Annotated in this window: 18 protein-coding genes and 1 other annotated feature; of the genes, 7 read left to right on the top strand and 11 right to left on the bottom strand. The window is 61.6% G+C overall.

What is annotated here, in order from left to right; all coding sequences use genetic code 11:
* The gene (locus tag ACPPVV_RS00420) at positions 1-1,215 is read right to left on the bottom strand and encodes a glucokinase (protein WP_426701516.1); all 1,215 of its coding nucleotides are present in this window, start codon (positions 1,213-1,215) and stop codon (positions 1-3) included.
* Between the two features lie 268 nt (positions 1,216-1,483).
* On the opposite strand from ACPPVV_RS00420, the gene ACPPVV_RS00415 reads away from it, so the two are divergent.
* Positions 1,484-2,446 (top strand): NAD-dependent epimerase/dehydratase family protein, encoded by a 963-nt coding sequence (locus ACPPVV_RS00415; protein WP_426701515.1) that lies wholly within the window; start codon positions 1,484-1,486, stop codon positions 2,444-2,446.
* A 210-nt stretch (positions 2,447-2,656) separates the two neighbouring features.
* On the opposite strand, the gene ACPPVV_RS00410 is transcribed toward ACPPVV_RS00415, so the two are convergent.
* From ACPPVV_RS00410 to ACPPVV_RS00400, 3 genes are all read right to left on the bottom strand, one after another.
* Positions 2,657-3,016, bottom strand: coding sequence for an ArsR/SmtB family transcription factor (locus tag ACPPVV_RS00410; RefSeq protein ID WP_426701514.1), 360 nt, complete (start codon positions 3,014-3,016; stop codon positions 2,657-2,659).
* Between the two features lie 136 nt (positions 3,017-3,152).
* Positions 3,153-4,241, bottom strand: coding sequence for an ACR3 family arsenite efflux transporter (arsB, locus tag ACPPVV_RS00405; protein WP_426701513.1), 1,089 nt, complete (start codon positions 4,239-4,241; stop codon positions 3,153-3,155).
* Complete coding sequence (locus ACPPVV_RS00400) at positions 4,238-4,747, bottom strand: arsenate reductase ArsC (protein ID WP_426701512.1); 510 nt, start codon at positions 4,745-4,747, stop codon at positions 4,238-4,240. The genes arsB and ACPPVV_RS00400 overlap by 4 nt, the downstream gene beginning before the upstream one ends.
* Before the next feature lie 96 nt (positions 4,748-4,843).
* Between ACPPVV_RS00400 and arsH the strand changes: the two genes are divergently transcribed.
* The gene (arsH, locus tag ACPPVV_RS00395; RefSeq protein WP_426701511.1) at positions 4,844-5,575 is read left to right on the top strand and encodes an arsenical resistance protein ArsH; all 732 of its coding nucleotides are present in this window, start codon (positions 4,844-4,846) and stop codon (positions 5,573-5,575) included.
* A 186-nt stretch (positions 5,576-5,761) separates the two neighbouring features.
* On the opposite strand, the gene ACPPVV_RS00390 is transcribed toward arsH, so the two are convergent.
* The 3 genes from ACPPVV_RS00390 to ACPPVV_RS00380 all read right to left on the bottom strand — a co-directional run bounded on the left by ACPPVV_RS00390 (position 5,762) and on the right by ACPPVV_RS00380 (position 8,199).
* Positions 5,762-6,820 (bottom strand): alpha/beta fold hydrolase, encoded by a 1,059-nt coding sequence (locus ACPPVV_RS00390; RefSeq protein ID WP_426701510.1) that lies wholly within the window; start codon positions 6,818-6,820, stop codon positions 5,762-5,764.
* Positions 6,821-7,057: 237 nt separating this feature from the next.
* Positions 7,058-7,402, bottom strand: coding sequence for a VOC family protein (locus tag ACPPVV_RS00385; protein ID WP_426701509.1), 345 nt, complete (start codon positions 7,400-7,402; stop codon positions 7,058-7,060).
* Between the two features lie 152 nt (positions 7,403-7,554).
* Positions 7,555-8,199, bottom strand: coding sequence for a glutathione S-transferase family protein (locus ACPPVV_RS00380; RefSeq protein WP_426701508.1), 645 nt, complete (start codon positions 8,197-8,199; stop codon positions 7,555-7,557).
* A 305-nt stretch (positions 8,200-8,504) separates the two neighbouring features.
* On the opposite strand from ACPPVV_RS00380, the gene ACPPVV_RS00375 reads away from it, so the two are divergent.
* Positions 8,505-8,702, top strand: a complete 198-nt coding sequence (locus ACPPVV_RS00375) for a hypothetical protein (protein ID WP_426701507.1) — start codon at positions 8,505-8,507, stop codon at positions 8,700-8,702.
* A gap of 245 nt (positions 8,703-8,947) precedes the next feature.
* Entirely contained in the window at positions 8,948-9,235 is a 288-nt protein-coding gene (locus tag ACPPVV_RS00370) for a hypothetical protein (protein ID WP_426701506.1), read from the top strand.
* Between the two features lie 603 nt (positions 9,236-9,838).
* Here the strand turns inward: ACPPVV_RS00370 and ACPPVV_RS00365 are convergent.
* The gene (locus ACPPVV_RS00365) at positions 9,839-10,432 is read right to left on the bottom strand and encodes a YdeI/OmpD-associated family protein (RefSeq protein ID WP_426701505.1); all 594 of its coding nucleotides are present in this window, start codon (positions 10,430-10,432) and stop codon (positions 9,839-9,841) included.
* Positions 10,433-10,841: 409 nt separating this feature from the next.
* A complete protein-coding gene (locus tag ACPPVV_RS00360) occupies positions 10,842-12,326 on the bottom strand; it encodes a SulP family inorganic anion transporter (RefSeq protein WP_426701504.1) in 1,485 nt (494 codons plus the stop codon).
* Positions 12,327-12,398: 72 nt separating this feature from the next.
* Positions 12,399-12,452 (bottom strand) — a sequence feature (sul1 is cis-regulatory element that is thought to sense ions involved in sulfur or methionine metabolism; They are found in Alphaproteobacteria).
* Between the two features lie 195 nt (positions 12,453-12,647).
* Between ACPPVV_RS00360 and ACPPVV_RS00355 the strand changes: the two genes are divergently transcribed.
* A complete protein-coding gene (locus tag ACPPVV_RS00355; protein WP_426701503.1) occupies positions 12,648-13,043 on the top strand; it encodes a GNAT family N-acetyltransferase in 396 nt (131 codons plus the stop codon).
* An 87-nt stretch (positions 13,044-13,130) separates the two neighbouring features.
* Here ACPPVV_RS00355 and glnA read toward each other — a convergent pair whose 3' ends face one another.
* A complete protein-coding gene (glnA, locus tag ACPPVV_RS00350) occupies positions 13,131-14,540 on the bottom strand; it encodes a type I glutamate--ammonia ligase (protein WP_426701502.1) in 1,410 nt (469 codons plus the stop codon).
* A 314-nt stretch (positions 14,541-14,854) separates the two neighbouring features.
* On the opposite strand from glnA, the gene ACPPVV_RS00345 reads away from it, so the two are divergent.
* On the top strand, positions 14,855-15,652 hold the full coding sequence (locus ACPPVV_RS00345) for an undecaprenyl-diphosphate phosphatase (protein ID WP_426701501.1): 798 nt from the start codon (positions 14,855-14,857) through the stop codon (positions 15,650-15,652).
* 15 nt (positions 15,653-15,667) lie between these two features.
* Here ACPPVV_RS00345 and ACPPVV_RS00340 read toward each other — a convergent pair whose 3' ends face one another.
* The gene (locus ACPPVV_RS00340) at positions 15,668-16,639 is read right to left on the bottom strand and encodes a LysR family transcriptional regulator (RefSeq protein WP_426701500.1); all 972 of its coding nucleotides are present in this window, start codon (positions 16,637-16,639) and stop codon (positions 15,668-15,670) included.
* Between the two features lie 143 nt (positions 16,640-16,782).
* On the opposite strand from ACPPVV_RS00340, the gene ACPPVV_RS00335 reads away from it, so the two are divergent.
* The gene (locus tag ACPPVV_RS00335) at positions 16,783-18,024 is read left to right on the top strand and encodes an efflux RND transporter periplasmic adaptor subunit (protein WP_426701499.1); all 1,242 of its coding nucleotides are present in this window, start codon (positions 16,783-16,785) and stop codon (positions 18,022-18,024) included.
* The last annotated feature ends 52 nt before the right edge of the window (positions 18,025-18,076 follow it).

The following is an 18,076-nucleotide window of genomic DNA, read 5'->3' as shown; positions in this document are numbered from 1 at the left end:
TTAAGTTGATGCCTGCCGCGCCCCCCGGGGCACGCCACGCCTGAGATACCACTGGGCCGCCCCGAGCACGCCGTTGCGCCCGTGTTCCGTGACCCACACCGGAACCCGCGAGAGAAATGCACGCACGCTGCGTCCATGCAGGAATCGCTCTTCGAACGCGCTGCGCTCGAGCAACGTGAGCATGGAATGCAGGAAGCCACCGGCCAGATACACGCCGCCCGCGGTCATGAAAGTCATCGCGAGGCTTCCGGCGAAACTTCCCAGTGACGCGCAAAAAATTTCCACCGCTTCCACCGCCTGCGCGTCACCGCATGCCGCGGCCGCCGCGGTGACGGCCTCGGGCGTTGCAAGACTCGGCGTTACTCCCTGCAATGCGCACAAGACGGCATACAAGGTCAGCAGGCCCGGGCCTGAGACGATGCGTTCATACGCCAGGTAGCCACCCGCCGGCACCAGGTGCGCGAGAACCTCGCGTTCGCGAATCGAACAAGGTGCGAAATCCATCTGGCCGGCTTCCGTCGCCAGCACGTGGCCACCGGCCGAGGCAGGCAAGCGCACGGCTGCGCCCAGGCCGGTTCCCGGCCCGATCACCAGAACCGAACCATCAGTCCGGATTGCCGGTCCGCACAGGAGCCGGGAGTCGCTGGCAGGCCCGTTGCCGAGGGCGTATCCCAGGGCCTCGAAGTCATTGAGGACGGCAACGTCATCCAACGCCAACGCCTTGCGCAACTGCGCCAGATGGATCGGCCAGGGAGAGTTGTCGTTCAACACCTCGTCGCCCTTTACGTGGCCGGCGCAGGCGAGTGCGCAGTGCCGCACGCTGGTCTGCGCGTCGTTGTCGACAAACGATTGCAACAGCTCCGCCAGCCCTTCGAACTGCGCGCATGCGAGCTTGCGATAGGCAAGCACTTCGACCTTGCGATAGGCAAGCACTTCGACCTCGCGTCGCTCGTCCTGGGACACCTGCATCAACGCGACGCGGGCAAACGTCCCGCCAACGTCGGCCGCCAGAAATGGCATCGCCGGGACGCGCGCTGGTAGATCGGAATGGGTGATCGCTGCGTCCACTGTGCCTCCCCGCACCGGAACGACACCAGATTGCGATTCATTGTCACCGGTGTCAACTTGCGGCGCAGCGCGAAATGCCTTATCGAAATAGCTCTCTAAATGATTAATATCAGTTGCTTTTTGTCTTCTTCTTATCGACCATCGCAACAGAATCAGCTGCGTCGCAACATTTCAGTGTCCAGAGCCCGTTGAGATGGCGGGGACTGGCGTTGGACCGGTCAATCTTCCTTCCGCTGCAAGCCGGCCATGACGCTCGACGTCGGAAGTGGCGTTGGGCACGAAGGCTGTGCGTTCCCCTTCGATAGCGACCTATCGCCGTGGCAATTGCGCGATGATTCAAAGCCGCAAGAGGCCGATGGCGGACGGCGGCGACTCACACTGATGGCGTTATTTCGCCCGGCGTCCTGGAGGATTCATGTCTCGAATCATCGTCATCGGAGGAAGCGGACACATCGGCGCCTATCTGATCCCCGCGCTGGTGGAACAAGGACACAACGTGGTCAATATCTGCCGCGGCCAATCCAGGAAGTACCGCCCTCACCCGGCGTGGCGATCCGTGGAACAGGTCACGATCGACCGGACGGCCGAAGAACCATCGGGAAGGTTTGCCTCGAGCATTGTCGACCTCCGCCCCGACATCGTCGTCGACCTGATCTCGTTCGATCTGCCCAGCACGCAGAGCCTGGTGCATGCCCTGCGCGGGAAGATCGAACATTTCCTGCATTGCGGGACCATCTGGGTGTACGGCCATAACGCCGCCATACCCGCCGACGAAAGCGATCCACCGAATCCCTTTGGCGAATATGGCATCAACAAGGCGGCCATCGAGGCGTGGTTGTTGCACGAGTCTCGCCGCACGGGTTTTCCGGCCACGGTATTTCGGCCAGGCCACATCGTTGGATCGGGTTGGACACCGATTGGTCCTTACGGCAACGTCGACACGGACGTGTTCTCGCGCATGGCACGCGGCGAGGAAATCTCGCTGCCGAACTACGGGCTGGAAACGCTCCACCACGTGCACGCCGCCGACGTCGCACAATTTGTCATTCGGGCCATGGCCAACAAGTCCGCGTGCGTGGGGGAGACGTTCAACGTTGTTTCGGAGAAGGCGCTGAATCTGCGTGGTTACGCCGAAGCGATGTTCCGCTGGTTCGGATGGGAGCCGAAGATTCGTTTCCAGCCTTTCGACCAATGGAAGACCGGGCAGACTCCGGAACAGGCCGATCAAGCCTGGGAACACATCGCGCGAAGCTCGTGCATGTCCATGGAAAAGGCGCGCCATCGCCTCGGTTACCAGCCACGCTACACGAGCCTGGCCGCCATACAGGAAGCGGTCTCGGCATTGATCGCCGCCGGTGATGTCACGCTGGATGGATAACCGACGCGCGCCTGGTTACGCGCTTGCCGAGCAGACGGAGGCATGACCGCTTACGGCCAGAAGCAGTCGGTCGAAGCCTCTGTCAGGTTGACATGTAGCGGTCGTTGAACGCCCAACAAGGACTTCCCCAGCGGCAGGCCACGGCGCAAGCCGAGGCCGGTTGCTGCGCGTGATCGCGAGAGCCACACGTGTACCGCATCTTGGTTCGGCCTAGGCCTTGCGTTTTCGCTTGGCTGTCGCGGCGGCCGCGGACTTGGTGGCGGACGCCGGCTTGCAAGACTTGCCAGTCGCGCCGCAGCAATTCTCGGTGAGGTAGCCCACCAATGCGTCCATGGCCTCAAGGATCGGCGAGTAGTAGATGAAGCGTCCATCCTGCCGGCTCGTGATCAAACCTGCGTGCACCAGCTCTTTCAGGTGGAACGAGAGCGTGGCGTTTGCCAGACCCAACTTCTCGGCGATCGCGCTTGCCGCCAGGCCTTCAGGTGCGTACTCCACGAGCAGGCGATACACGGCCAATCGTGACTCTTGAGCGAGCGCGGACAGAACGGTGATGGCTTGTTTGGTCTGCATGATCGGGTTTGCAATCTCACAGCTGGAGCGGCGTCAAAGGCAGTGTAATAGCTGCCATCCGAGACGGGATCAATCACCAGTGGGGTCTGTGCACACGAACAAGATGTTGTAGTGGCCCTGCATGACGATGCTCCGCTCAAGCCAAGGACGATTCGTACCAACGCTTGCTGCCGTTGACGATGCGAACCACCGAGAGCATCACCGGCACCTCGATCAGCACACCGACCACGGTCGCCAATGCAGCACCGGAGTGCACCCCGAACAGACCCACGGCGGTGGCCACCGCCAGCTCGAAGAAATTGCTTGCACCGATCAGCGTCGAGGGACCGGCCACGCAGTGCGGGACACCGAAGCGTCGATTGAGCAGATAAGCCAGGCCGGAGTTGAAATACACCTGGATCAGGATCGGCACCGCCAGCATCGCGATAATCACCGGCTGGGCGAGAATCTGCCGGCCCTGAAATCCGAACAGCAGCACAAGGATGACCAGCAGCGCGAACAGCGACGCCGGCCCCAGCCGATGCAGCAGTGTCTGAAGTCGCACCTCGCCATCCTGCGAGATCATCCAGCGTCGGAGCACCACACTGATGGCCACCGGGACCACGATGTAAAGCAGCACTGACAACAACAAGGTGTTCCACGGCACCGTGATCGAAGAGATGCCCAGCAACAATGCGACGATAGGTGCGAACGCCACCACCATGATGGCGTCGTTCAAGGCGACCTGGCTCAGCGTGAAGTTTGGTTCGCCGTTGCACAGGTTGCTCCAGACAAACACCATCGCCGTGCACGGTGCGGCAGCCAGCAGGATCAGGCCGGCGATATACGAATCGATCTGATCGGCGGGCAGGTAGCCGGCGAACACATGCCGGATGAAGAACCATCCCAGCAGGGCCATTGAGAACGGCTTCACGGCCCAGTTGATGAAGAGCGTGACGCCGATGCCTTTCCACTGGCGGCGCACACCACCCAAGGCCCCGAAGTCGATCTTCAGCAGCATCGGGATGATCATCAGCCAGATCAGCACCGCCACGGGCAGATTCACCTGGACGACCTGCATGCCCCCGAGGGCTTCAAAGGTGGCGGGTAGCCAGTGACCCAGAAGTGTGCCAGCCACAATGCATAGCAGTACCCAGATGGTGAGGTAGCGCTCGAAGAAGCCGATGCGGCCGCCGCCGGCGGGAGCCAGGCATGCAGCGTCCATGTCTGCGGGCGTCTGGCTCATGCGCCCTCCTCGTCGTCATCGGTGATCGTGTCAATGTGATCCAGCGCTTGCTGCAACTCATCGCGACCCATCATCTCGACAGGGAGATTCACCAAAGCCGTTACGCGATGGATGATCAGCGTGTGGGCCTGACGAAACGCCTCGATCAGGGCGCCTTCGCCGTGAGCTGCCGCCGGATCAGGCAAGCCCCAGTGGCTTTTCACGAAGTCACCGAACAGGACGGGGCACGTCTCGTTTGCCGCGTTGTCGCATACGGTGATCACGATATCCAGCGGCGGCGCGCCTTCATCGGTGAAGCGATCCCAGGATTTGCTGCTGAGGTCTTCGGTGGATATCCCGAGGGTCTTGAGCTCTTCGATCGCATAGGGGTTGACCCGACCGGTTGGCTGACTGCCGGCACTGAAGGCCTGGAAGCGACCGCTGCCCAGATGGTTGAGCGTCGCTTCGGACAAGATGCTGCGGGCGGAGTTGCCGGTGCAGATGAAGAGAACACGACAGGGGTACATGGCGATGTGCGATCCGTGGTCGACGCGGCGATTGCAATTCTATATTTCCATAATGATAGAATTATTACATCGATGCAACGAGATCGAACTGCCACCATGACGCTCCAAAATTTGCCGAATATCACAGATGCTGCGTTCGATCGCCCTGATCTCGACAAGCTGGCCCTGCCAAAGGGCTCAAGTCATCCGCCGCGGATTCTGATTCTGTACGGTTCGCTGCGACCTCAGTCGTTCAGTCGCAAGCTGGCCTTGGAGGCGGAGCGCATCCTTCGGCAGCTTGGAGCCGAAACCAGGGTGTTCGACCCGCACGAACTGCCTGTCCTGGACAGCGTACCGACCAGCCATCCCAAGGTGCAGGAGTTACGTTCACTATCGTTGTGGTCAGAAGGCCAGGTCTGGGTGAGTCCAGAGCGGCACGGCGCGATGACCGGCGTGTTCAAGAATCAGATCGACTGGCTGCCTCTGGAAGACGGTAGCGTACGACCGACACAGGGACGCACACTGGCTGTGATGCAGGTATGCGGCGGGTCGCAGTCATTCAATGTCGTCAATGCGCTGCGCATGCTGGGTCGATGGATGCGCATGGTGACGATCCCGAACCAGTCCTCCGTGGCAAAGGCATGGCTGGAGTTCGACGAGAACGGACGGATGAAGCCTTCAGCGTTCTATGACCGCGTGGTCGATGTCATGGAAGAACTCTTCAAGTTCACGCTGATGGTGCGCGATCGCAGCGACTATTTGGTGGATCGCTACAGCGAGCGCAAGAGGTCGGCAATCGCGCTTGCCCTAACGGCTGCGGCCGAAGTTGTTCATGAAACCTCTGCGTGAGTTCTTGATGCGCGCAGCGAAGCGGTGCAACACGCTCGATTGCGTGCGTTCGCGAGGCGTTGCGGCCACCGGTTGAACTCGCCGTCGGAAGCGGACTTCGATCGTCCACGGAGGTCGGGCCGCCCTTTGGTCCGCAGCCCTGCGTTCTTCCGGTACGCGGGCGTGGCGATCTACCCGATGAGTGGGTTACTTCGTTGCCGTTGGCGCCGGGGGAATCGACTGTTCTGCTGCAACTGCCAAGGCCTGATGGATCGCGTCGATGACGATCTCTGGCCGATCGTAGTTAATGAGATGACCCGCACGCGGCACGATCTCATTGACGCCATGCGTGGACATGGCAGCGACTTCGTTGTGCATCTGCTCCCACGTGGCGGTGCGCTGGTCCTGCTCCTGCTGGGTCAGCGTCTTCGAGCGGGGATAGGGAGCATGCGTGAGCACGATGATCGGCATGTCACCGAAGTCTCGCCGGGTCGCGCGGGTCTGGTCGGCACTCGCTCCGTCAAAGCTTTCGGATTCCGAGGCGAAGGCCGCCTGGTACTTCAGCTTGGCCGAATATTCCAGGTTTGCATTGTTGATCGCCTGGCTGAAGCGCGCATCCGGCTCGCCCACACACTTCTTGTACGCGGGCGAGTCCCTGGGAATCTTGCCGTGGCCGGCCTTTACGGCGTCCATGCAGGTGGTGTCTTTCCGGTCATCGTCCCAATGCGCCTGAACCCCTGGCTTCGCGATCGCCTTGAAGCGGCTGGATTGATCTTCGTGCGAGCCGTCGACGATGACCATGCCGACCACCTCGTCACGATAGCGATCGGCGAACACGCGAACCGCCATGCCTCCCGCCGAATGCCCCACGACCACGTAAGGCGGTTTGATGTGAGCACCCTGCAGGGCCTTGTGGATGTCATCGACGTCGTTCGCGGCCGTTCCGGGTCGGGTGGCGGCATCACTGAAACCCATCCCCGCACGGTCATACGAACAGGTGGCGTTCGTCTTGCTGATGGCCGGCTGGACGAGCGCCCACGCGATCGTCGAGTCACTGAGGCCCGAGTCGAAAATAACCGCGGGTGACCCTGCGCCACGGCAATGAAGGTTGAGGCGTCGGCCACCGCCGACATCCACGAGCTGATCGGCCTTCGTGTAAACCGGGTCGGTGATGAGTGGCCTGGCAGGCGCAGGTTGCGCGGTAGCCAGAGTCGCGATGGAAAGGCAGCTGATACCCAACGTCATGGCGAGAATCTTCGTGACCATCCTTTTTTCCCTGTGTTTACCATCGACCCATATGGCCGGCCAGAACCGTAGCGAAACATACCGGCGAGGTTCGACTATTGCCAGCGATCCTGGCACGTCGGATTTCGTACACACGGGTCCAGGCCGACCCGCCGGAGGCTGCTGCCAGCGGTCATTCAACGCTTGAACAAGCCGCGACCATATGCGGAGCGATCGGGGCGTCGGCTTGAATGAATTGTTGCTTGCCAGCGAAGCGGCTCACTTCTTTGGCGGCTCTGCCAAGGTGATCATGTTTCCATCGGGATCGGTTACCTGAGCAACCTTGCCGAACTCACCTTCCTGGATGTGCGCAAGCTCAATATGGGCGTTCTCCAGATCGGCCTTTGTTTTGGCGAGATCCGGGATGACCAAGGTCATGCGCGAGCTTCCGGCTTTCGCCGCGTCTTTGAAGAGTTGAATGCCCGCCTCTCCGAATCCTCGCCATTGGACCAGTGATTCCATGGGGCGATCGTCCGGTTCCCTGCCCAATAGCCTTGTGTAAAAAGCCACGGACGAATCCATATCCCTCACGTAAGCTGCGGCATAGACGTACTGGATGTTCATTGAATTTCTCCCAATGGAAATCTCCAAGATCTGATGCAAGCGTGTGACGATCGCGTCGCAAAATTTTTGAATGGCCTGCCTTGCATCGTGGCGAGCCTAACGCTTGGTGGATTTCAAAGTGCGGTGTAGTCACGCAGCCTGCCCTTGATGATCTACCCCGCCTCGACTTGCGCGCAGTAAGCGTCGATGGTCCGTTTCCAGGCGGGTCGGGCCAGGCATCGGTCCCGATATGACACGACGGCCGGATACGGCGCGATCAATCCCTCATCCTTGATACCCGATGACAGCACGTTCGCCATCAGGATGTCGGCGATGGTGAAACCGTCTGTCGCGACGAAGTCGCGGTCGGCGAACCAGGCCTCCAGGTTCGTCAGCACCCGATTCACCCAACCCACCAGAAACTGGCGGTGCTTGCCGCAGCTGCCATCCGCCGTCCAGTCGAGCACCATCAGGCTGAGCAGGGGCGGCTCGACCGAGTTCAACGCGGCGAAGCACCAGCGCACCACCTGCGCCTCGCCGGCGCGGTCGTCGGGCATCAGGCGACCCGTCTTCTTCGCCAGGTAGACAAGAATGGCGGCGGATTCGGACAGCAGCAACCCATCGTCGTCGATCGACGGGATCTGTTCGAAGGGACTGCACCGGCGATAGGCTTCGGTGCTCAGGTCGTGGGCCGGGTGGTCCATGCCGACTAGCTCGAACGGCAGTTGCATCTCCTCAAGCGCCCACAGCACGCGCAAGTCGCGGGTGTGACCTCGGGCACCGGCGTTGACCTTCGAAAAACCGTAGAGCTTGAGCATGCTGGCGTTCCTTCGTTGGGGATGGCCTTCTGGTGGTTCCGGGATACTACGACTCCCGTGCAACTTCTGCTTTTGGCCAGTACGCACATCCGGCATCACGCCCAGAGCATCGCGTCCAACCCACGCTTATCGATTCGAGGCCTCGCCTCGCGCAACTGTTCGGGCGCGGGACGCGAGCACCGGCGTGCGCTCCTGGCCGAGCTACGTTGCTGACGACACCACAACGTTATCGGGCGTGCACGCCAGGCTCTCGGTCCCTTACATCAGGGAAACTGGCCGACATCCGAACATGCGAGCGGAGAATCATGAGCAAAGTATTCGTCAACGTTGGACTTAGCCTCGATGGCTACATGGCGCCGGAAGGGATGACGATCGAGAAGTGGAACACGCCTGAGTACAAGTCCTGGGGCGCCAGGTGGGGTGCGCTGATGGCCTGGATCCTCAATCAACAGTATTTCCGCGAGAAGCTCCCGTTCGGATCAGGCGGAGAGACCGGTCGATGAACGATGGGCAAGATTGGAGTGTGTGGCAAGGATCTACACCGCGCGTTGCCAGGCGGAGCCTGGAGCGTGGAGACGCCAGCGGTGGAACGTCGTCCTGCTTGTGGCGCGGGAATGCCGGCAAAGTCGCGGGGTTCACACAGACTTTGCCGGAGACCATGCCCGCGATTCATCCTGCCGCAAGGAACTGGAAGGCACACTCGAGCGATCGATGATCCCGGCCTCGTGCCTTGTACGGAGATAGAACCATGCGAAATTCCGCTCTGCTCCTGACTGCTTCCCTCGGGCTTGTCCTGGCCTCCTCGCACGTCCTTGCGTCCGACCGACCCGACCCGGGCAAGCTGACGACCCGCTGCCTGGATGCTGCAGCGAAGAAATTCGACGTGAAGAACGACTATATCCAGCTGCAGCAAATTCAGGCTGCCGACGCCGGCTACACGATCGCCGGTACCGCTGACGCGGGCATGGATGGCAAGAAGAATTTCAGCTGCGAATTCGACAAGAAGGGCAAGTTGGCCAACCTCGTCCCCAAGTAAGCTGGTAACTCCACTGCACGATCAAATTTGAGCATGGAGAGGTTTGCGCGCTGACGCTGGGGTCAAGCGGCGGCGCAGCTGTCCGCTTGGCGTCGACGGGAAGTCTCTTACGGAGGTTAAGCTGCGCCAGTGGTGTGCTTGATATTCTAGTCAAGGAATTCCCAAGTATCGGCCCCGTCAAAGCGCCGCACTGCCACGGACTCCAGGAGCTTGGGATCGAAGTTCCTCAAGTTCACGCCATGACGCGTACCTAAATCCGGATTCAACGGCTCCCAGTGCGTCACACAACCGCAAGTTGCGCACCGGATCGTTCGCAAAGTCTTGTCGCCCTGGACGTAATCCTGAGTATGCTCTGGGTGCCCAGTGACTTTCACGGTGCCGAACTCGTAGTACGCCCAGATTCCACCGAGCCGCCTACAGAGTGAGCAGTTGCAGCTTGTGGCCGTCTCTGGCGCGAAAGGCAAATCGATCGAGACAGCTCCACAGTGACAGGCGCCAGAAAGCACTGTGCGACCTTCAGCAGCAGTTGACATTATCCAGTTCCTCCTTCGATGAATTGGGCCTAACGTTCAAGGTCAGGGCGCTGCAGAGTTTCTGCATTACTCATGGATGAACCTTCTCGTGACGTTCCAGCATCAGTACGAACTGTGAAATTCGTTTGGCGCGCGTTTCGGCTTTCTTGGCGGTTTGAATCCTGAACAGAACAGCGTACCGATTCCGACTGTCGAGCGTTCCAAAGAATGCTTTGGATCGCGCATTACCATCCAGCGCAGACTGAAAATCGCTTGGTACGGTTGCTTTGCTGGAAGAGTCATATGCAGCGTCCCATCGCCCGTCGAGCTTTGCTCGCTCAATTTCCTTGAGCCCGGCAGGTTTCATCTTCTTTGCCTTGACCAGAGCAAGCGCTTTGTCCCGGTTTATCTTCGACCAAACGCTCTTGTCCGAGCGTCGAGTGAATTTCTGAAGCCAGAATTGAGCGCTGTGCGCTTGCTTTTGTCCATCTATCCAGCCAAAGCAAAGTGCCATTGCGATGGCTTCGTCATATGAAACCGACTGTGCATCGGCGCCCTTCTTCGCGAGTTGCAACCACACCCCAGGCGATGAGGCGTGATTTTCATTCAGCCAGGCAGCCCAGTCCGGTTGCCGTTCAAAGTGAAGAATCGGCAGTTCGGTAGAGAACCTGGATTGAGGTTTCATTCGCCATTCTTCCCGCCAGGTAGCGACGCACAACGCTGGAGTCAAGCGGCGGCGTAATCGGAGAGTTCCTACGAAAAGTGGACACCGTAGGTCAAACACATGGGCCTCGAACTCGATGGGCGAACGATAGCTCAAGGCGGAGTGCAAGCGGTGCTGGTTACAGAGATCGATGTAGGTGCAAAGGGCCGAGCCCAGTGTCCGATCGTCGGAGAAGCGCGGACGGTTCACGCTCCGTACCAAGCCTGCCTTGGTCAAGCCGAGTTTGAAGGTGCTGGCGAGAAACCTGACGCCGCGATCGCTGTGCACCAGCGTCCCGGGTTGTGGCTGATGGACGCCGCGATGAGCAGACAGTCGTTAGGTCCGACGCACAGGCGCCTGACGACAGTGGAAAAGCAACGAGAGAGTTCTCTCAATGCGCGGTGCCCTTGCGAACAGTTTCCGGCAGCGGATGTGTGGCGAACCTGTCCACCATCGATGCACTCGCCTCGTTGAGGCCTGTCACTTCCACCGTGGCTCCATGCCGACGAAGTTTGTGGACGATATCGTCGAGCGCTCCGATTGCCGTGACGTCCCAGAAATGGGCTCCGCTGACATCGATGCGCACGTCGGGTGAGACATCCTGGTAGTCGATCGCATCCACCAGACCGTTCGCCGAGGCGAAGAAAACCTGACCGGTCACGTAATAAGTCAGGGAAAGTCCGTCGTCGGAGCGAGCCACGCTGACTGCAAACATCCGTGCAACCTTGCCCGCAAAAAACACACCGCTGAGCAGCACGCCGATGAGCACGCCCTTGGACAAGTCGCGGGTCGTTACAACAACGATGACGGTGGCGAGCATGACCACGCTCGATTGCCATGGATGCGAGCGAAGGCTCTTGAAGGATGACCAATCGAAGGTGCTTATCGACACCATGATCATCACGGCCACCAGCGCGGCCATCGGAATGCGCCTCACCCAATCACCCGCCACCACGATCAAGAACAACAGGAAACAACCGGCGAACAGGGTCGACAGCCGGGTCCGACCGCCGGCGGTAACGTTGATGACCGATTGGCCAATCATGGCGCAGCCGCCCATGCCGCCGAGAAAGCCTGTGACGAAGTTGGCCACTCCCTGTCCCACGCATTCGCGGCTTTTGTTGCTTGGCGTGTCCGTCATGTCGTCGACAATCTGCGCTGTCAAAAGCGACTCGAGCAGACCCACCGCGGCCATGGCCAGCGAATAGGGGAAAATGATCCGCAGGGTTTCCAGGGTGAACGGCACGCGGGGGACATCGAACAACGGCAGACTGGAGGGCAGATGGCCCATGTCCCCGACGGTACGCAGCCTCAGCCCCGCCACGATCGAGAACGCCGTAAGCACAACGATGCTCACCAGCGCGGAAGGGACGCGCTTCGTCACGAAGGGAAACAGGTAGATAACCGCCAGACCGGCCGCCACCATGGCGTACATCGACCATCCGGCTCCGACGAACTGGGGCAGCTGCGCCAGGAAAATCAGGATGGCCAAGGCGTTCACGAACCCGGTCATGACGGACCGGGAGACGAATTTCATCACCAGGCCCAGCCTCGCTGCCCCGGCAATCATCTGCAGCAGGCCCATCAAGATCGTTGCCGCGAACAGGTATTGCAGTCCGTGATCGCGGACCAGGGTGATCATCAACACGGCCGTCGATGCTGTCGCGGCCGAGATCATGGCCCGGCGGCCACCGAGAATGGCCGTGACGACCGCGATCGAGAACGAGGCGTAGAGACCGACCTTGGGGTCGACGCCCGCGACGATGGAGAAGCCGATGGCTTCCGGAATGAGCGCCAGCGCGACCAAGGCGCCCGACAGCAATTCCGTCGGCACGTTGGTCAGCCAATCGTGTCGAAAGTTGCGAAGATTCCACATTTTTTCAGGCCAATTGATTCGCGGACACGGCCGCTCGGGCGGCATGTCTCTCATCGGGAGAGTGGTGTTGCGAGGTTTCCGGGGGATAGGCGCCCGGACGAGCCACTCGGCAAAGCCGGGTCCATGGAGGCATGTATGGTCGCGGTTTCCCGGCGCCGTATCAACGGGCGATCCCGCCCGATCCGATGGCGAACGTCCGCCTTGGCCGGAGGTGGCCTCTGTAACAAGCCGCTGGTTACGTCGCTATGATGCCCCCGATGCGGAATGGATCAGGGCGTCCTCAGGCGTCAAGAATGGTCGTCCGCCCGAACGGAACCATCGATGATCGACTACCGAGTTGCCGGGCCGATCCAGGCCCACGAACTGGCTGCCCTGTTCGAATCTGCAGGGCTTGCACGGCCGACCCATGACCTTGGCCGCATGCGCCGAATGATCGACGGCGCGGACTTGCTCGTCTCCGCCTGGAACGGCGACAAGCTGGTGGGTATCGCCAGGGCGATTTCGGATGGTTGCTTTGCTTGCTACCTTCCGGACCTCGCCGTCGATGCGGACTACAAAGGCCACGGCGTCGGGCGCCACCTGCTCGAGCTCGTCCGCGAGTCAATCGGGCCGGAGGTCATGCTTGTCTTGCTCGCCGTGCCGGACGCCACCGAGTTCTATGAGCGGCTCGGGTTCGAACGTTACGCCGACGCTTTCATCGTTCGTCGGCTCACGTAGTCTTCGGTTGCGCCTGGATCCAAACAACAACGGGCGCCGCGGCGCCCGTTGTTTCTCACGTCGTGAGCCGCTTGCCGCCGGCGCTGGTCAGAGCGAGTAGTACATCTGGAATTCCAGCGGATGCGTGCTGGCGCGGTAGCGGGTGACTTCCTTCATCTTCACTTCGATGTAGGCGTCGATGAAGTCGTCGGTGAACACGCCGCCGGCTTTCAGGAAGTCGCGGTCCTTGTCCAGCGCTTCCAGCGCGGCGTCGAGGCTGGAGCAGACCTGCGGGATGTTCTTCTCCTCCTCCGGCGGCAGGTCGTAGAGATCCTTGTCGGCCGGTGCGCCCGGATCGATCTTGTTGATGATGCCGTCCAGGCCGGCCATCATCAACGCGGTGAACACCAGGTAGCCGGAGTTCATCGGATCGGGAAAACGCACTTCGATGCGGCGACCCTTCGGGCTGGCCACGTACGGGATGCGGCAGCTCGCCGAGCGGTTGCGTGCGGAGTACGCCAGCATCACCGGCGCCTCGAAACCCGGCACCAGGCGCTTGTAGCTGTTGGTGGTGGAGTTGGCGAAGGCGTTGATCGCACGGGCGTGCTTGAAGATGCCGCCGATGTACCACAACGCGGTCTGGCTGAGGCCGCCGTAGAGGTCGCCGGCGAACAGGTTCTCGCCGTTCTTGGCCAGCGACTGGTGCACGTGCATGCCGCTGCCGTTGTCGCCGACCAGCGGCTTGGGCATGAAGGTGACGGTCTTGCCGTTCTGGTGCGCCACGTTCTTGATGACGTACTTCATCGTCATCAGTTCGTCGGCCTTCTTCACCAGCGTGTTGAACTTGACGCCGATCTCGCACTGGCCCGCGTTGGCTACTTCGTGGTGGTGTACTTCAACGGTCTGGCCCAGCGATTCGAGCACCTTGCACATGTCCGCGCGCAGGTCGCCGAGCGAATCGACCGGACTGACCGGGAAATAGCCACCCTTCACGCCCGGACGGTGACCGGTGTTGCTGCCTTCGTACTTGTAGCGCGACGACCACGCCGCCTCCTCGGAACCGATCTCGTAGAACACGCGGCCCGGATCGTTCTGCCAGCGCACGGAATCGAAAATGAAGAACTCGGGCTCGGGACCGAAGAACGCGGTGTCGGCGATGCCGGTGGATTTCAGAAACGCCTCGCCGCGCTTGGCGATCGAGCGCGGGTCGCGGCCGTAGGCCTGCATGGTGCTCGGCTCCAGCACATCGCAATGCAGGATCAGCTGCACGTGCGCGCTGAACGGGTCGAGATGGGCGGTGTCCGGATCGGGCATCAGCACCATGTCCGATTCGTTGATGCCCTTCCAGCCGGTGATCGAGGAACCGTCGAACATCTTGCCGTCCTCGAACGTCGACTCGTCGATCGCGTGGGCCGGAAAGGTGACGTGATGATGCACGCCGAGCATGTCGGCGAAACGGAAGTCGACAAACTCGACCTCGTGTTCCTGGATCAGGTCGAGCACGTTGTTGGCAGACATGGGTGAAGCCTCGGGCTGGATGGGAAGGAGTAATGGCGGATTCATAGCAAGGCGTGTGCCATGGCGTGGAACCGTTGTGGCCAGGGCGTTCGTAGGATGACTGCGCGGCGCGAGCGCACACCATAGCACCATCCCAAAGCCACGCCTTCGCGCTTTTTGCACCTTTGTGGTGCGCAGAAAAATGGCCGGGAGCGGGCTGCCCCGCGCCATGTCCCGGTCATCTTTCGCTGCTGCAAACCCCGTAAGCTATGCCGCTTCGTGCCGGTTGTCAGCCACGCCGGCGTGCTTCCATTTTCACGCCCTGGAACCGTCCCGTGACCGATCTGCTCCACGTCATCCTGCTCGGCATCATCGAAGGCATCACCGAATTCCTGCCGATCTCCAGCACCGGCCATTTGCTGATCGCCGAAAAATTCGGGCTGGGCGCGCGCTCGGAACTGTTCAATGTAGGCATCCAGGCCGGCGCGATCCTGGCGGTTACGCTGATCTACTGGAAGCGGATCTGGCAGCTGTTGACGCAATGGCGCGACCCGGTCAACCGCGATTACCTGCTGAAGCTGGTCGTGGCATTCCTGATCACCGCCGTACTCGGTTTCATCGCGGTGAAGATGGGTTTCAAGTTGCCCGAAACGGTGACGCCGGTGGCGTGGGCGCTGGTGATCGGCGGTCTTTGGATGATCGCCGCGGAACGCATGGCCGCGCGTCAGCCCGATCGCAGTACGGTGACCTGGCGGGTAGCGATCCTGGTCGGCATCGCGCAGATGATCGCCGGCATCTTTCCCGGCACCTCGCGTTCAGCGGCGACGATCTTTGCGGCCATGCTGTTCGGCACCAGCAACCGGGCGGCGGCCACCGAGTTCGCCTTCCTGGTCGGCATCCCGACCATGTACGCGGCCACGGGTTACGAGTTGCTGAAGGTGGTCAAGGGCGGCGGCGCGGCGCACGAGGACTGGACCGCACTCATCGTCGGCTTCGTGGTCTCGGCGATCGTCGCGTTCATCGCGGTGAAGTGGCTGCTGGGCTACATCCGCAGCCACAACTACACGCCGTTCGCTATCTACCGGATCGTGTTCGGCGTGGCGCTGTTGTTGCTGGTGCCCGCTGGCGCCTGATCGCGCGGTTCGGGCTTACGCCGCGACAGCCAGGCGCTCGCCGCGCTCGGCCTTCTCCGCGTTCATCCGCGCGGTAACCCGGCACTGCGGCTCGCTGGTGCGCTGGAACAGCTCGTTGGTCCATTCGATGAACGCCTGCACCCGCGCCGACAGATGGCGTTTCTGCGGATAGACGATCCACACCGGCGAGCCGGTGGAGATGGTATCGGTCATGACGATTTCCAGCTGCCCCTTGGCCAGCGCGCTGGCGGCCAGGAAATGCGGAATCTGGATGATGCCCAGACCGGCCACGGCCGCCTGGATCACCGACTCGCCATCGTTGATCAGCATGTGCGCATCGATGTCCAGCGCCACACGCCCACTCGGCGTGTCGAACTGCCACTGGTAGGGCTTGCCGTCGCTGGGGTAGACGTAATTGATGCAGCGATGCTGCTTCAGGTCATCGATGTTCTGCGGCGCGCCGTACTTGCGCAGGTATTCCGGCGAGGCGCACAGCACATTGCTGAAGTAGCCGAGCTTGCGTGCGATGAGGTTGGAATCGGCCAGGTCGCCCATGCGGATGGCGCAGTCGTAGCCTTCCTCGTTGAGGTCGAAGTGGTAGTCGCACATGGCCAGTTCGAGCCGGATGTCCGGGTAGCGCTGTTCGAACTCGGCCAGGTTCGGGATCAAGGCGGCGCGACCAATCGCCGAATGCGTAGCCACTCGCAGCTTGCCCACCGGACGGCTGCGCGCGTGTCCCATGGCTTCGGTGGCCTCGGCCAGATCGGCGAGGATCTCCTTGCAACGCGCATGGAACGAGGCCCCATCGTCGGTCAAACGCAATGACCGGGTCGAACGGAACAACAGCCGTGCACCCAGCTGGGTTTCCAGCCGGGAAACCGCGCGGCTGACCCCCGACGGGGTCATGCCCAGCTGGCTGGCGGCGGCGGCGAAACTCTTGGCCTCGACCACGCGGACGAAGGTCGAAATTGCGGAAAAGTCTTCCATTGCTTCAATTCCTCGTCGATTCGTGACTGCGGATCACGAGTGTAATGCGCAAGAAGCGGATTTTCTATACCGCCAAGTACACCTATTCTCTCGACCCTTCGCCGGGGATGTGCGCCCGGCCTACATGGTTTTGGGAGCGCGAGATGAAAAAACAATGGATGCTGGCCCCTCTGATTGCTGCCGGTGCGCTGGGCAGCTGGATTCTGTTGCACGGTAACGACAGCCAGGCGCAGAGCCCGGCCGGCGGCCCCCCGCCCGAGGTCACGGTGGCCCAGGCATTGACCCGCAAGGTCAGTGACAGCGCCGAGTTCACCGGCCGGCTTGAAGCGGTGAACACCGCGCAGGTGCAGCCACGGGTTGGCGGTTTCGTGGAATCGGTGCATTTCCAGGAAGGCGCACTGGTGCACAAGGGTGACGTGTTGTTCCAACTCGATGCCCGCTCGTACCAGGCCGAAGTCGACCGGCTCAGCGCGAACCAGGCGCAGGCCAAGGCCGAACTGGCCCTGGCCCAGACCAACCAGCGCCGCGCCGAGATGCTGCTGAGCCAGCACGCCGTGGCACAGCAGGAAGCCGATCGCCAGAGCACCACCGCGCAGAGTGCGCGGGCACAGCTGGGTGCAGCCACCGCGGCACTGGCAGCGGCACGACTGAACCTCGACTTCACCAAGGTGCGTTCGCCGATCGACGGCCGTGTCAGCAACGCCCGCGTCACCCCCGGCAATCTGGTCACCAGCAATGACGTGCTGACCAGCGTGGTCTCGGTGAACCCGGTCTACGTGTACTTCGACGTGGACGAGCAGACCTGGCTCAAGCTCGACCACCTGCGTGCACGTGCCAGCCAGGCCGGGCGCAGCGCGCGCATCGAGGCCACGATGGGTCTGGCCGACGAGTCGGGTTATCCGCATGAAGGTCGCCTCGACTTCGTCGACAACCAGTTGCACACCGGCTCCGGCACGATGCGCCTGCGCGCGGTATTCGACAACGCCGACAGCCTCTACACGCCAGGCCTGTATGCGCGCGTGCAGTTGCAAAGCGGCCAGGCCCGTTCGCGCCTGCTGGTGGACGACCGTGCCATCGGCACCGACCTCGGCAACCAGTTCGTCTACGTGGTCGACAAGGAGCACAAGGTGCAATACCGCAAGGTCGACACCGGCGCACTGGTGAACGGATTGCGCGTGATCGACAGCGGCCTGGATGCCAACGACGTCGTGGTGGTGAACGGCCTGCAGCGCGTGCGGCCCGGGGTCGAGGTGAATCCGCAGAAGGTGGCGATGTCGTACCGGCTCGATCCCGCCGACAAGGCGCTCGTCGAGAACGGCGTCGCCAAACCGAAGGAAGCCAGCGAAGTGGCCACCGCGACCGCACCGAAACCTCCACAAGGTTGACGACGCGCCCCCCTCCCTGCTGCACGCAGGGGAGGGTTGGGGAGGGGTGAAG

The organism is Rhodanobacter sp. Col0626, assembly GCF_049994385.1.
In the GTDB taxonomy this organism is placed as follows: domain Bacteria; phylum Pseudomonadota; class Gammaproteobacteria; order Xanthomonadales; family Rhodanobacteraceae; genus Rhodanobacter.
This window is presented reverse-complemented; position numbering and strand designations above follow the sequence as displayed.